This is a genomic window from Enterovirga sp. (assembly GCF_035325185.1).
GTDB lineage: Bacteria > Pseudomonadota > Alphaproteobacteria > Rhizobiales > Beijerinckiaceae > Enterovirga.
This window is the reverse complement of record NZ_DAOLAJ010000043.1, coordinates 1-12,350: the sequence shown is the minus strand read 5'-3', so window position 1 is coordinate 12,350 and position 12,350 is coordinate 1. Positions and strand designations below refer to the sequence as shown.

The window sequence follows — 12,350 nt, the reverse complement described above, 5'->3', positions numbered from 1 at the left end:
CCTGTCCATTCCGCCTCCCGCTCCCGGATGTCGGATCAGGACTGCTCGCCGCCGTGAAGCTCGGTGACGACCCGCCGGTTCTGCACCTTGCGGGAGGGGTCCGGGCAATCGCGGACGAGGGGGGTGCGGCCATGGCCCCGGGCCGACATGCGCGCGGGCGGGAGGCGGGGCGTGGCGAGGAAGGCCCGCACGGCCTCGGCCCGCCGCGTCGACAATTCGACATTGGCCTCGGGCGAGCCGGGATCGTCGGCGAAGCCCTCGATCCTCACGGACCAGCTCGGATGGCGCACAAGCCAGGCCGCCTGCTTGTCCAGCGTCACCTTGGCGACCGAATCGAGATCGGCCGAGTTCTCGCGGAAGAAGGTCCGCGGCCCGACATTCAGGGCGAAGTCCTGGACCGTGCCCGCCGCGACATCCTCCGCCACCGCGATCGACCTGTCGGGGCCGCCCGCATAGGCTTTCACCTTGGGCTTCTCCGGCGCCGTGCTGCAAGCCGAAAGCGCCAGCGCCAGCGCCAGCGCGCCGGCCCGCCATCCCGCCCGCCGGGGCGGGCATTCGTTCTCGTTCATCCTTGCCCCCGCGCGCCGCCTTGCGGCGCCTCGCTCGTCAGGCCGCGTCGCGCGATCCGAGATGTTTCAGGACGAGGACCTTGGTCCCGATCGGGCAGCGCTGGTAGAGGTCGATGACGTCCTCGTTCAGGAGCCGGATGCAGCCCGAGGAGCCGTCGAGGCCGATCGACCAGGGCTCGTTGGTGCCGTGGATGCGAAAGCCCGTATCGGCCCCGTCGCGGTAGAGATAGAGCGCGCGCGAGCCCATCGGGTTGTCGGCGCCGCCGACCATGTGCTTCGGCAGTTCCGGCTTGCGCTTGAGCATTTCCGGCGGCGGCGTCCAGCCGGGCCACACGGTGCGCCGGTCGATGCTGGCGCGGCCATACCACTTGAAGCCCTCGCGCCCGACGCCGACCCCGTAGCGGATGGCGGTCTGGTTCTCGAAGAGCACGTAGAGGAAGTGGTTCTGCGTATCGATCACCACCGTGCCGGCCGGCTCGTCCGACCTGTATTCCACGAGCTGGCGCCGCCAGACGCGGTCGAGCTTGTCCTGGTTGGCGAGCTTGAAGGGCTTGCCGTTATCCTCGATCTCGGGCCCGAAATACTCAGCCCAGTCGATCGGGATCTCGACCTCCGCGCGCGCCGGCAGCGCGGCCGCGAGCGCTCCCGCCGCGATGGTCGCGCCGAAACCTCTGCGGGTGAACCTTTCCATGCCAATCTCCATGGTGCCCGCCTTCCACACGGCTCCGCGGGCGGGGAGCCGGACTCGGATGGCGGGCGAACCTTTCCTAGATCACCGAAGGTGGTTACTGCGCCGTTTCGCGCCGCACACAGGCTCAAGCGCGAATCATGGGCCATTCGATGGCAACCGAACGCCCTCCGGCCCGTTATCTGTCATTTCGTCGCTCGTCGCCGGGGAGGAAGAGATGGGACTTCTGGATCAGGTTCTCGGACAGGTGATCGGGAACATGGCCGGCGGAGGCCAGGCCCGGCAGCCCGCCCCGCAGCAGGGCGGCGGCGCGGGCGACATCCTCGGCCAGATCCTCGGCGGCGCCCGCGGCGGAGCGCCGCAGGGAGGAGCCGGCGGCCTCGGCGATCTTCTCGGACAGATTCTCGGCGGAGCCCAGGGCGGGGCCGCGCCTGCGGGACGCCCCCCGGCTGCCGGCCAGGGCGGCCTTGGCGATCTCGGCGGCCTTCTCGGCCAGATCCTCGGCGGCGCCCAGGGCGGTGCCGAGCCCGCAGGGCGGGTTCCGGCCCCTGCTCCGGCCCCCGCCCCCTCGGGCGCCGATCCGAGCCGCGGCGGCGGCCTCGGCAGCCTTCTCGGCGGCAGCTATTCGCCCCTCGTGCTCGCGGTTCTCGCGATCCTCGCCAACAAGCACCTGTCGAGCGGCGCGGGCGGCTTCGGCAGCGTCCTGCACGACATGCTCTCCGGCGGCCGCAAGCCGGCCGAAGCGGGGGGCGGCGCCTACGGACAGGCGGATGAGGGCGAGGATGCCTATGGCGAGCCCCCCGAGGGCGCAGGAGCGCCGTACGAGCGGCCGCGGGGCGGCGGCGGGGGCTTCCTGGACGAGGTCGGCTCGATGCTCGACGGTCCCGGCGGGGCGCAGCAGGCGGGCGCTCAAAGCCTTCTCGGCGGAGGCTTCGAGGATCTCCAGCGTCATTTCGACCAGAACGGCCAGGGCGGACTGATCGATTCGTGGATCGGCCACGGCCCCAATCGCGAGCCCTCGCCGGGCGAACTGGAACAGGCGCTGGGCGCCGGCGCCGTCGACCAGCTCGCCCGCCAGTTCGGGCTGGATCGGAGCGAATTGCTCGCGCAGCTCTCCCGGGCCCTCCCGCAGGTGGTCGACGGCCTGACGCCGCATGGCCGGGCCCCCACCGACCAGGAACAGCGGAACTGGCTCTGAGGGATCCCTGGCCGGGCCGGGCGGAACCCTGGCCCGGCCCCGGGACTTCATCCGGGCAATCGAGCCCGGGAGCCACCCCATGACGTCACCGACCCTTCCCCTCGATCCCAAGCTGGCGCGACGGGACGCGCTCAACGCGGCCCTGGCCCGGAACTGGTGGGTGGTGGCGCTGCGGGGCGCCTTCGGCATCCTGTTCGGATTCCTCGCATTGATGCTTCCGGGCGTGACCCTGGTCAGCCTCGTCCTGCTCTTCGCGGCCTATCTTCTGGTCGACGGCGCGCTGGCGATCGCGGCCGGCATGCGCGCGGCGCGCCAGGGCGAGCGCTGGGGCCTTCTCATTCTCGAAGGCGCCGTCGACATTCTCGGCGCGGCCGCAATGGTGGCCATGCCGGGCCTTGCCATCATCGTCTTCGTCTATCTGACCGCGGCCTGGTCGATCGTTTCCGGCCTCTTCATGATCGCCGCCGCCTTCCAGCTCCACCTGGATCACGGACGCTGGCTCCTCGTCCTCGCGGGGGCGGCCTCGGTGATCTTCGGCCTGCTCCTCGCGATCTTCCCGATCGGCGGGGCGGTGGTCATGGCGATCTGGATCGGGGCTTACGCCATCGTCTTCGGAGCGATGCTGGTCGGGCTCGCCTTCCGGCTGCGCTCGCGAACCCGCGCCTCGGCCTGACGGCCGCTCAGAAGCCGATGCCGCTTTTCGCCCGGTTGAGCGCGGCGCCGAACTCGTCGGCGAAATGGGCGCGCTCCTCCGGCGAGAGCTCCCCTGCGATCACGATCTGCTGGCCGCGCGAGACGAGGGTCAGCCGCTGGAGCCCGAACTCCTCGTGCGTCTCCCGCACGAGGCGCGTCCAGAGGGGATTGAAGTGCCATTCGCGCGCATCGCCCCGATGCCCGACACGCCGCAGCATCAGCTCGACGGGCGTGAGCCTGATCTCCTCGAAGGCCCGGCCCCGGCTGTAGCTGATCCTGAAGGCGATATAGAGCCCCAGGACATCGAGCCCGATGAAGCCCGCCACCGGCCAGAAGCCGAAGACGACGAAGCGGATCCCCATCAGCGCCGCCACGCAGCACAGAAGCGCCATCATGACCCGGAAGGCTTCCGGGGGGAGCGAGCGGTGGGGCGTGATGACGGCCGAGAACAGCGTACGGCTCGCGGGATCGCTTCCCGCGCCGGGATCGCTTCCCGCGCCCGGACCGTCCTGCATGGCCTTGCCGATGCTCATCGCCTCAATATAACGCGTTCATGCCCGCCAGGAAGCCGCGACAGACCCCCACGGACGCGGCCGCGCCGCGGGGCCGCCCACCCGGGCCCGTCGACGACGCGACGCTCGCCGAGATCATGCGCCGCTTCGAGGAGGCGAATCCCCATCCCGAGGGCGAGCTGGAACATGCCGATCCCTATACGCTGCTCGTCGCCGTCGTCCTCTCCGCCCAGGCGACGGACAAGGGCGTGAACATCGCCACGCGCAGGCTGTTCAAGGAGGCCTCCACCCCCGCCGCCATGGTCGCGCTCGGCGAGGAGAAGGTCGCCGAGCACATCCGCACGATCGGCCTCTACCGCAACAAGGCGAAGAACGTGGTCGCGCTCTCGCGCATCCTCGCCGAGGAGCATGGCGGGGTGGTTCCCCCCTCCCGCGCGGTGCTGGAATCTCTGCCCGGGGTCGGCCGCAAGACCGCCTCGGTCGTCATGAACATCGCCTTCGGCGAGCCGACCATCGCGGTCGACACCCACGTCTTCCGGGTCTCGAACCGCATTCCCATCGTCATCGGCAAGACGCCCGAGGACATCCAGCGCGGCCTCGAGAGGCGCATCCCAAAGCGATATCTGCTCCACGCCCATCATTGGCTGATCCTGCACGGACGCTATATCTGCAAGGCGCGTGCCCCCGAGTGCTGGCGCTGCCTGATCGCCGACCTCTGCCGCTATCCCTACAAGACGGAATTCCAGGGCAAGGAGCGGAGTGCAGGCTCTTGAGCCGCGCCCTATCCCGTCCGACATCATGGAGGACGGGATATGAACGCGATGATGGCGGCAGCCTCGATCACCGAAGATCCGCGCTGGACGGCCTTGCGGAGGCGCGACCGCCGGCAGGACGGGCTTTTCGTCTACGCTGTGAGGACGACGGGCGTCTATTGCCGCCCCTCCTGCGGCGCCCGCCGGCCGCGCCCGGAAAACGTCGCCTTCTTTGCCGACGGCGAGGAGGCGCGGGCGGCGGGGTTCCGCCCCTGCAAGCGCTGCCGCCCGGACGAACAGGGGCGCGAGACGCGGCTGGTGGCGGAAGCCTGCCGGGCGATCGAGACGGCCGGGGACATGCCGTCCCTGGAAGATCTCGCGGCGCAGGCGGGACTCAGCCCCTCGCATTTCCACCGCCTGTTCAAGGCGGCGACGGGTCTCACGCCCCGCGCCTATGCGGTCGCCGAGCGAGCGCACCGGGTGCGGGAGGGATTGGCGCGGGCCGGCAGCGTCACCTCGGCGATCTATGAGGCCGGCTTCAACGCCTCGAGCCGCTTCTACGAAGCCTCGAACGCCATGCTCGGCATGACGCCGACCGATTACCGGGAGGGCGGCGCGCAGGCGCGCATCCTCTTCGCGCTCGGGCAATGCTCGCTTGGGGCGATCCTCGTTGCGAGGAGCGCCAGGGGGATCTGCGCAATCAGCCTCGGGGACGATCCCGAGATGCTGCTGCGCGACCTCCAGGACCGCTTCCCGAAAGCCGATCTCGTCGGGGGCGACGAGGCTTTCGAGCGCGTCGTGGCCGAGGTGGTCGGCTTCGTCGAGGATCCGGGACTCGGCCTCGGCCTGCCCCTCGACATCCGCGGCACGGCCTTCCAGCAGCGCGTCTGGCAGGCCTTGCGCGACATCCCGGCCGGGGAGACCGCGACCTACGCCGAGGTGGCGCGGCGGATCGGGGAGCCGAAAGCCGTCAGGGCCGTGGCCGGCGCTTGCGCCGCCAACGCCATCGCGGTCGCCATTCCCTGCCATCGGGTGGTGCGCACCGACGGCTCCCTCTCGGGCTATCGTTGGGGCGTCGCGCGAAAACGCGACCTCTTGGCGCGGGAGAAGGTGGGCTGAGCCCCGCCGGGGCTCAGTCTGCGAGCCAGCGGAAGGCGGCCGGCGGCACCCCGATCGTCAGCTCGGCGCCCGTCTCCTCGAGGCGGGCTCCCGCGCGGAACGGCGTGTCGACCATGATCTCGCCCTGCGGGGCCGCAAGCGCATAGCGGATCGTCGCGCCGAGGAATTCGCGGGTCTTCACCCGGCCGGTCAGACCCACGAGACCCTCGCCACCGCCCATTACCGCATCCTGCGGCCGGAAGACCGGCGTCAGTCCCGCCTTGGGCGCCATCAGCCCTTCCGGGAGGGGACCGGACAGCGCGTTCAGCGAGCCGAGGAAACGGGCGACGAAGAGATTGGACGGCCTCTCATAAAGCTCCACCGGCGTTCCGACCTGCTGCACGATGCCGTCGCGCATGACCGCGATGCGGTCGCAAATCGTGTTCGCCTCCTCCTGGTCGTGCGTCACGAAGATGGTGGTGAGGCCGAGCCGCTGCTGCATCTCGCGCAATTCGCGCCGCACCTGCACGCGAAGCTGCGCGTCGAGATTGGAAAGCGGCTCGTCGAGGAGGAGCAGCTTCGGCTCGACGGCGAGCGTGCGCGCGAGCGCCACGCGCTGCTGCTGGCCCCCCGAGAGCTGCGAGGGGCGCCGGGAGGCGAATGTCCCGAGCCCCACCAGCGCCAGCGCCGCCTCGGTCCGGCGCGCCACCTCGGCGCGCGGCAGGCGCCGCTCCTCCAGGCCGAAGGCGACGTTCTGCGCCACCGTCATATGCGGCCAAAGCGCATAGGACTGGAAGACGAGCCCGACATCGCGCCGCCAGGGCGGCAGCCCGGATATGTCGGCGCCGTCCACCAGCACCCGCCCGCGATCGGCCTGATTGAACCCGGCGATCAGCCGCAGCAGCGTCGTCTTTCCGCAGCCCGAGGGGCCGAGGAAGGCGAAAAGTTCGCCGGGCTCGACGGCGAGGCTCACGTTTTTCAGGACGTGGTTGTCCCCATAGGAGAGATCGACGCCCTCGATCCGAAGCTCGGCCGGAGAGCGGGCCGGAACCTGTGTCATCCGCGTCAGCTCTCCTTGCCCCTCAGGCGTTCCCCGTGGCGGATCACCGCATGCGAGGCGACGGTGCAGGCCGCGACCAGGAGCACGGTAATGACGCCGAGCGCCGCGCCCGGCCCCCGCCCCGCCGCCGACTGCATGAAGACGTAGAGGCCATAGGCGATGGGCGCGTCGGAGTTCGACTGGACGAGCATGAGCGTCGCCGACAGCTCGACGGCGGCCGTTGCGAAGCTGGTCACGAAGCCCGCGAGGATTCCGCCCGCCATCAGCGGCACGACGACGCGCCGGACCGTGCGCGCCTTGGTGGCGCCGAGATTCTCGGCGGCCTCCTCGAGCGAGGCGGAGACCTGCATCAGCGCCGCGTGGCAGGCGCGCAGCGCGTAGGGGAGGCGCCGGACGGCGAGCGCGATCACGATCATGATCCACAGGCTCGCGAGCGGCCGCCCGCCGGGGAGCGTGACGCCGTAGAAGCAGCGCAGATAGCCGATGCCGAGCACGACGCCCGGCACGGCGAGCGCCGCGCTCGCGCCGAGATCGAGCCAGCGCCGGCCGGGCAGCCGCGTGCGCAGCACGAGATAGGCGATGGCCGTGCCGATCACGACGTCGATCCCGCCGGCGAGGGTCGCATAGAGCAGCGTGTTCTGGATGTAGAGGGAGCTTTCGCCGAAGACCCGCGCGTAATGGGCGAGGGTGAAGGCGTCGGGCAGCGGCGAATAGGACCAGACCGTCGCAAAGGACAGGAGGGCCAGGCCCAGATGCGGCGCGAGGACGAGCGCCAGGATCAGCCCGACGAGAGGATAGGCGATCGCAAGGCCCGCCGGCCCGAGCCGCGCCCGGGTCAGGCCCCCTCCCCCGCGCTGCGTGGTGGCGTAGTCTCGCCCGCGCGTCAGGAAGGACGGCACCGCCATGGCGGCCACCGAAACGAGGATCAGCACGAGCGCGATCACGTAGCCCATCGGATCGGCGATGCCGATCGAGGTCACGCGCAGATAGGCCTGGGGTGCCAGCATGTCCTTGACGTTGAGGAGGAGGGGCGTCGCGAGGTCGTCGAACACCTTCACGAAGACGAGCGCCGCGCCGGCGAGATAGCCGGGCATGGCGAGCGGCAGCACGATGCGCCGGAAGAGCCGCAGCCCCGAGGAGCCCAGGTTCTGCGCCGCCTCTTCCATCGACCTGTCGATATTGGCGAGCGAGGTCGAGAGGTTGACCAGGATGAAGGGGAAATAATGCACCGCCTGGACGAGGACGACGCCGTTCAGCCCCTCCATGAAGGGAATGTTGATGTCGAAATGATCCTCCAGCAGCAGGTTGATCGTGCCGCTGCGGCCGAAGATCATCTGCATCGCCACCGCGCCGACGAAGGGCGGCATGACGAGGGGCAGGAAGCCGAGCAGCCGGACGAGCCCTGCCCCGGGGAATTCGTAGCGGCTCGTCAGGGTGGCGAGCGGCACCGCAAAGAGCGAGGCGAGGACCACCGCCATCGTCGCGACGTAGAGCGAGTTGAGGAAGGAGCGCACGAACAGCTCGGTCCGCGCGAAATCGAGGAAATTGACCAGCGTGAAGGCGCCCGTCCCGCGCTCGGTGAAGGCGACATAGGCCACCGTCGCGACCGGCAGGACGAGGAACAGAAGCAGGAAGGCGGCGATGGCGAGCGCGGCCGCGACCTGGCCGGGCGTGGCCGCCGCCTGCCTCACGCGCCGAAGGGCGATCGCCGCCATCCAGGCGCGCCCCTTACTTCACGAGCTTCCCGGCCTCCTCGGCCTTGGCCTTGGCGGCGGCGTATTTCTCGGCCGCGAAGGCCGCCCAGGCGCGTTCCAGCTCCGCCTGCCGGGCGGTCTTCTGCTTGCCGCCCTTGAAGGCGCCCGCGATTTCGGGAGAGACGGCCTCCTCGGCGGTGATGGGCATCGCGGCGATCAGGTCGCGCGCCTCGGCGACCAGCGCCCTTGCCTTCGGGTCGTCCTTCTTCGCGAGCCCCGCCTCGGCCTCGTGGATCGCCCTGGTCGCGGCCTTCAGGGGCTCGAGCTGGAAGGTGACGAGCTGGTCGAACAGGGTATCGACGACGTCGGTGCGCTTGTCGGAGACCGCGACGTCGAACTTCACCTTGGCGCCGAGCGAGGTGTCCTTGAAGGGATTGGGATAGCCGGCCGGCGCCTTGGCATAGGTCGCGGGATTGACCGGCAGGCGCCGGATCGAGGGCTCCAGCAGCACTTCCTGCCCCTCGGGCGAGAGGAGGAAATCGATGAAAGCCTGCCCTCCGGCCCGGTTCGGCGCGTTGGCGACGAGGGCGATATTGGCTGGCACGATGGTCGTCACCGAGGGATAGACGAACTTCACCGGGTAGCCGCTGGCCTCGGCCGAGAAGGCGAAGAAATCGATCACGATGCCGAGGCCGACCTGCCCGGAATTGACCTGCTCGGGCACCCCGAAGGAGCGCTCGGTGACGCCGTGGAAATTGCCGGCCATGGCCTTGAGGGTGCGCCAGCCCTTCTCCCAGCCCTCGCCCTGGAGGATGGTTTCGAGGGTGAGATGGGTCGTGCCCGAGCGCGAGGGCGCGGCGATCGAGACGTGGTCGTAATAGACGGGCTTCTCCAGATCCTCCCATTCCTTGGGGTCGGGCAGCTTGTGGGCGCGGGCATAGCGCGTGTTCCACATGATGCCGTAGCCCGAGGCCGCGAAGCCCGAATAATAGCCGTCCGGGTCGTTGATCGGGAAGGCGCCCACATTCTTCGGGATGCCTTCCGCCTTGGGCGTGTATTTCTCGAGCAGCTTGTCGGCCTTCAGGACGCCGAAGGCATCGGGAGCCGAGGCCCAGAAGAGGTCGACCTGGTTGTTGGCGCGGGTCTCCTGGAGATATTTCACCCCGGCATTCGTGTTCCGGTTCTGCACCTCCAGGGTGAAGGCGGGATGGGCCCTCTCGAAAGCCTTCCTGATCGGATCGGTCACTTCCTTGGAGAAGGAGGTGACGACGGTGACGCGCGTCGGCGCCTGGGCCCTGGCGGCCGGGGCCAAGGCCATCGCGAGGCCGAGCAGCGTGACGAGACCGAGCGAGCGGAACACTGGCACCTCCCGAAAGTTTCGCGCTTCTGGCAGCGCTTTCCTTCCCGCGTCAACCGAGCGGAAGGGCGGATACGCCGCGGCCCGCAAGGCGTATAGGAATCGCGCCATGACGAGGAGAGCCGCATGAGCGATGTCCAGAACCGCCGCATCCTGCTGGCGAGTCGGCCGGAGGGCAAACCGACCCTCGACAATTTCAGGATCGAGGCGGCGCCCTGCCCCTCCCCGGGCCCCGGCGAGGTGCTGACGAAAACGCTCTGGCTCTCGCTCGACCCCTATATGCGCGGGCGGATGAACGCGGCGAAATCCTACGCCGCCCCGGTCGGGATCGGCGAGGTGATGGAAGGCGGCACGGTCGGCGAGGTCGTCTCCTCGCGGAGCGATCTCTTCCGCCCCGGCGACATCGTGCTCGGCCATGGCGGCTGGCAGGAATATGCCGTCCTCGGCGAGAAGACCCTGCGCAAGCTCGACCCCGCCGCCGCGCCCGTGCAGACCGCCCTCGGCGTGCTCGGCATGCCGGGCATGACCGCCTATACGGGCCTCCACAATATCGGCCAGCCGAAGCCGGGCGAGACGCTCGCCGTCGCGGCGGCGACGGGTCCCGTGGGCGCGACGGTCGGCCAGATCGCGCGGATCAGGGGCTGCCGCACGGTCGGCATCGCGGGCGGCCCGGCGAAATGCCGCGCCCTGATCGAGGAATTCGGCTTCGACGCCGCCGTGGACCACAAGGCGCCCGACTTCCCCGAGAAGCTCGCGGCCGCCTGCCCCGGAGGCATCGACATCTATTTCGAGAATGTCGGCGGCGCGGTCTGGACGGCCGTCTTTCCGCTGCTGAACGATTTCGCGCGCGTCCCGGTCTGTGGCCGCATCGCGAATTATTCCGACACGGCCCCGCCTCCCGGCCCCGACCGCACGCCGCAGCTTTTCGGGGCGATCCTGACGAAGCGCCTTCGCATCCAGGGCTTCATCGTGTGGGATTTCGCCTCCCAGGCGAAGGATTTCCAGCGCGAGATGGGCGCCTGGATCCGCGAGGGCCGGATCAAGTACCGCGAGGATGTCGTCGAGGGGATCGGGAACGCTCCCGAGGCTTTCCTCGGCCTCCTCGAAGGCCGCAACTTCGGCAAGCTCCTGGTGAAGGTCGCCTCGCCGGGAATGCAGGCGCCCGATTGACGCCGCCCGCCGGCCGCAGCACATCTCGGGCATGAGCAGCCGCCGCATCCTGAGCCGGGGAGCACGCGCGACGATCGCCGTCGCCGCGCTCTACGGACTTCTGCTCCAGGCTTTCCTCGCGGGCCTCGCCCTTCCCGATTCCGTCAGGGAGCACGGGGTCTCCGGCTTCTGCTCGCCGCTCCAGGACGAACCGGGCGCTCCCGCCCGGCATCACCAGCACGATTGCTGCCTCCTCGCCTGCGCCTCGCTCCCGCCTCCACCGGGCGCGGCCTCCGCCCTCGTCACGGTCCCCCGCGCGGCGATCGTCCTCGCCTTCGCCCGCACCGCCCCTCCCCCGGCACGGGCGCCGCCCAAGGGCGCCCATTCCCCCCGAGCCCCCCCGGCCGCGTGATCATCCGCCGTTTCGATCACTCCTCCGGGGATTCCGTTCCATGTCGTTCCATCTTCTTCGCGGCGCCGCCTTCGCGGGCGCCTTCTTCGCCGCATCCGCCGCCAGCGCCCATATCGTGCTCGAAAAGCGCGAGGCTCCCGCCAATTCGCCCTATCGCGCGATCCTGCGCGTGACGCATGGCTGCAAGGGCTCGGCGACCACCGCGCTCCGCGTCACCATCCCGGACGGCGCCGTGGCCGTCCGGCCCATGGCCAAGGCCGGCTGGACCATCGGGACCGTGCGCGGCCCCTACAAGAAGCCCTATCCGAGCCCGCACGGCACGCTGACCGAAGGCGTGCGCGAGATCACCTGGACCGGGGGCAGCCTCCCCGACGACCAGTTCGACGAATTCGTCTTCTCCGTCACGCTGTCGGACGATTTCGCGCCGGGGGAGACCGTCTATTTCCCCGTCGAGCAGACCTGCGAGAGCGGGGCCTATCACTGGGCGCAGATCCCCAAGCCCGGCCAGAACGCGCATGAACTCGCCGAGCCCGCGCCGGGAGTGAGAATCGTGGCGACCCGTGGCTCCGTCCGAATCGGCGACCTCACGGTCGAGGCGCCCTGGCTCCGCGCGACGCCCGGCGGCGCCCAGGTCGCCGGCGGCTATGTCAGGATCACGAATCGCGGGACCGCGCCGGACCGGCTGGTCGGCGCCACGATGGCGCTCGCCCAACGCGGCGAGGTGCACGAGATGACGAACGAGAACGGCGTCATGAAGATGCGCCCGGTCGACGGAATCGCGATCGCTCCCGGCGCCAGCGTGGAACTGAAGCCCGGCGGCTATCACCTGATGTTCCTCGGGCTGAAGGAGGGCCTGAAGCAGGGGCAATCGGTCAAGGGCTCGCTCGTCTTCGAGAAGGCGGGGGCGGCCGAGGTCACCTTCGAGGTCGGCGCGATCGGCGCCCGCGGCCCGGACCATATGCATTGAGGAGCATGGCGAGGGCCGCTGCGGAGAAAAATCACGGCGGCGCGCCCTCGCCCGGTGGACAGGACCAGGCGGCCCTGCTAGAGACCCGCCGCCTCCCGGTGCCAACGGCCACCGCGGCGATGGGCGCATAGCTCAGTTGGTAGAGCAGCTGACTCTTAATCAGCGGGTCCTAGGTTCGAGCCCTAGTGCGCCCACCATCGC

Annotated in this window: 13 protein-coding genes and 1 tRNA gene; 8 read left to right on the top strand and 6 right to left on the bottom strand. The window is 70.0% G+C overall.

Annotated features, from left to right (window positions below):
- Window positions 1-35: 35 nt before the first annotated feature.
- The gene (locus PKD06_RS10365) at window positions 36-569 is read right to left on the bottom strand and encodes an OmpA family protein (RefSeq protein ID WP_324380096.1); all 534 of its coding nucleotides are present in this window, start codon (window positions 567-569) and stop codon (window positions 36-38) included.
- 37 nt (window positions 570-606) lie between these two features.
- Entirely contained in the window at window positions 607-1,260 is a 654-nt protein-coding gene (locus PKD06_RS10360) for a L,D-transpeptidase (RefSeq protein WP_324380095.1), read from the bottom strand.
- Between the two features lie 214 nt (window positions 1,261-1,474).
- Between PKD06_RS10360 and PKD06_RS10355 the strand changes: the two genes are divergently transcribed.
- Together PKD06_RS10355 and PKD06_RS10350 are read left to right on the top strand one after the other, a co-directional pair.
- Window positions 1,475-2,455: a YidB family protein gene (locus PKD06_RS10355; protein WP_324380094.1), complete on the top strand. Its 981-nt coding sequence runs from the start codon at window positions 1,475-1,477 to the stop codon at window positions 2,453-2,455.
- 79 nt (window positions 2,456-2,534) lie between these two features.
- Complete coding sequence (locus PKD06_RS10350; protein WP_324380093.1) at window positions 2,535-3,128, top strand: HdeD family acid-resistance protein; 594 nt, start codon at window positions 2,535-2,537, stop codon at window positions 3,126-3,128.
- A 7-nt stretch (window positions 3,129-3,135) separates the two neighbouring features.
- On the opposite strand, the gene PKD06_RS10345 is transcribed toward PKD06_RS10350, so the two are convergent.
- A complete protein-coding gene (locus PKD06_RS10345; protein ID WP_324380092.1) occupies window positions 3,136-3,681 on the bottom strand; it encodes a DUF2244 domain-containing protein in 546 nt (181 codons plus the stop codon).
- Window positions 3,682-3,701: 20 nt separating this feature from the next.
- Here PKD06_RS10345 and nth point away from each other — a divergent pair, with 20 nt between their 5' ends.
- Together nth and ada are read left to right on the top strand one after the other, a co-directional pair.
- The gene (gene nth, locus PKD06_RS10340) at window positions 3,702-4,433 is read left to right on the top strand and encodes an endonuclease III (RefSeq protein ID WP_324380091.1); all 732 of its coding nucleotides are present in this window, start codon (window positions 3,702-3,704) and stop codon (window positions 4,431-4,433) included.
- A 39-nt stretch (window positions 4,434-4,472) separates the two neighbouring features.
- Window positions 4,473-5,531, top strand: coding sequence for a bifunctional DNA-binding transcriptional regulator/O6-methylguanine-DNA methyltransferase Ada (ada, locus tag PKD06_RS10335; RefSeq protein WP_324380090.1), 1,059 nt, complete (start codon window positions 4,473-4,475; stop codon window positions 5,529-5,531).
- Window positions 5,532-5,544: 13 nt separating this feature from the next.
- Here ada and PKD06_RS10330 read toward each other — a convergent pair whose 3' ends face one another.
- Genes PKD06_RS10330 through PKD06_RS10320 form a run of 3 tightly spaced genes read right to left on the bottom strand, consistent with a single transcriptional unit; the run spans window position 5,545 to window position 9,582 of the window.
- Complete coding sequence (locus PKD06_RS10330; protein WP_324380089.1) at window positions 5,545-6,570, bottom strand: ABC transporter ATP-binding protein; 1,026 nt, start codon at window positions 6,568-6,570, stop codon at window positions 5,545-5,547.
- Between the two features lie 5 nt (window positions 6,571-6,575).
- A complete protein-coding gene (locus PKD06_RS10325) occupies window positions 6,576-8,285 on the bottom strand; it encodes an iron ABC transporter permease (RefSeq protein WP_324380088.1) in 1,710 nt (569 codons plus the stop codon).
- A gap of 13 nt (window positions 8,286-8,298) precedes the next feature.
- Window positions 8,299-9,582: an extracellular solute-binding protein gene (locus PKD06_RS10320; protein ID WP_324380111.1), complete on the bottom strand. Its 1,284-nt coding sequence runs from the start codon at window positions 9,580-9,582 to the stop codon at window positions 8,299-8,301.
- Between the two features lie 165 nt (window positions 9,583-9,747).
- Here PKD06_RS10320 and PKD06_RS10315 point away from each other — a divergent pair, with 165 nt between their 5' ends.
- From PKD06_RS10315 to PKD06_RS10300, 4 genes are all read left to right on the top strand, one after another.
- Window positions 9,748-10,791 carry an NADP-dependent oxidoreductase gene (locus PKD06_RS10315; RefSeq protein ID WP_324380087.1) on the top strand — a complete coding sequence of 348 codons (1,044 nt, stop codon included), beginning with the start codon at window positions 9,748-9,750 and terminating at the stop codon, window positions 10,789-10,791.
- 31 nt (window positions 10,792-10,822) lie between these two features.
- Window positions 10,823-11,182: a hypothetical protein gene (locus PKD06_RS10310; RefSeq protein WP_324380086.1), complete on the top strand. Its 360-nt coding sequence runs from the start codon at window positions 10,823-10,825 to the stop codon at window positions 11,180-11,182.
- Window positions 11,183-11,222: 40 nt separating this feature from the next.
- Window positions 11,223-12,149 carry a DUF1775 domain-containing protein gene (locus PKD06_RS10305; protein WP_324380085.1) on the top strand — a complete coding sequence of 309 codons (927 nt, stop codon included), beginning with the start codon at window positions 11,223-11,225 and terminating at the stop codon, window positions 12,147-12,149.
- 121 nt (window positions 12,150-12,270) lie between these two features.
- Window positions 12,271-12,346 (top strand) — tRNA-Lys (locus PKD06_RS10300).
- Window positions 12,347-12,350 lie beyond the last annotated feature (4 nt).

Excerpts from the sequence above, each read along its gene's own strand:
- PKD06_RS10365 (WP_324380096.1), bottom strand. The coding sequence starts at position 569 with ATGAACGAGAACGAATGCCCGCCCCGGCGGGCGGGATGGCGGGCCGGC.
- PKD06_RS10360 (WP_324380095.1), bottom strand. The coding sequence starts at position 1,260 with ATGGAAAGGTTCACCCGCAGAGGTTTCGGCGCGACCATCGCGGCGGGA.
- PKD06_RS10355 (WP_324380094.1), top strand. The coding sequence starts at position 1,475 with ATGGGACTTCTGGATCAGGTTCTCGGACAGGTGATCGGGAACATGGCC.
- PKD06_RS10350 (WP_324380093.1), top strand. The coding sequence starts at position 2,535 with ATGACGTCACCGACCCTTCCCCTCGATCCCAAGCTGGCGCGACGGGAC.
- PKD06_RS10345 (WP_324380092.1), bottom strand. The coding sequence starts at position 3,681 with ATGAGCATCGGCAAGGCCATGCAGGACGGTCCGGGCGCGGGAAGCGAT.
- nth (WP_324380091.1), top strand. The coding sequence starts at position 3,702 with ATGCCCGCCAGGAAGCCGCGACAGACCCCCACGGACGCGGCCGCGCCG.
- ada (WP_324380090.1), top strand. The coding sequence starts at position 4,473 with ATGAACGCGATGATGGCGGCAGCCTCGATCACCGAAGATCCGCGCTGG.
- PKD06_RS10330 (WP_324380089.1), bottom strand. The coding sequence starts at position 6,570 with ATGACACAGGTTCCGGCCCGCTCTCCGGCCGAGCTTCGGATCGAGGGC.
- PKD06_RS10325 (WP_324380088.1), bottom strand. The coding sequence starts at position 8,285 with ATGGCGGCGATCGCCCTTCGGCGCGTGAGGCAGGCGGCGGCCACGCCC.
- PKD06_RS10320 (WP_324380111.1), bottom strand. The coding sequence starts at position 9,582 with ATGGCCTTGGCCCCGGCCGCCAGGGCCCAGGCGCCGACGCGCGTCACC.
- PKD06_RS10315 (WP_324380087.1), top strand. The coding sequence starts at position 9,748 with ATGAGCGATGTCCAGAACCGCCGCATCCTGCTGGCGAGTCGGCCGGAG.
- PKD06_RS10310 (WP_324380086.1), top strand. The coding sequence starts at position 10,823 with ATGAGCAGCCGCCGCATCCTGAGCCGGGGAGCACGCGCGACGATCGCC.
- PKD06_RS10305 (WP_324380085.1), top strand. The coding sequence starts at position 11,223 with ATGTCGTTCCATCTTCTTCGCGGCGCCGCCTTCGCGGGCGCCTTCTTC.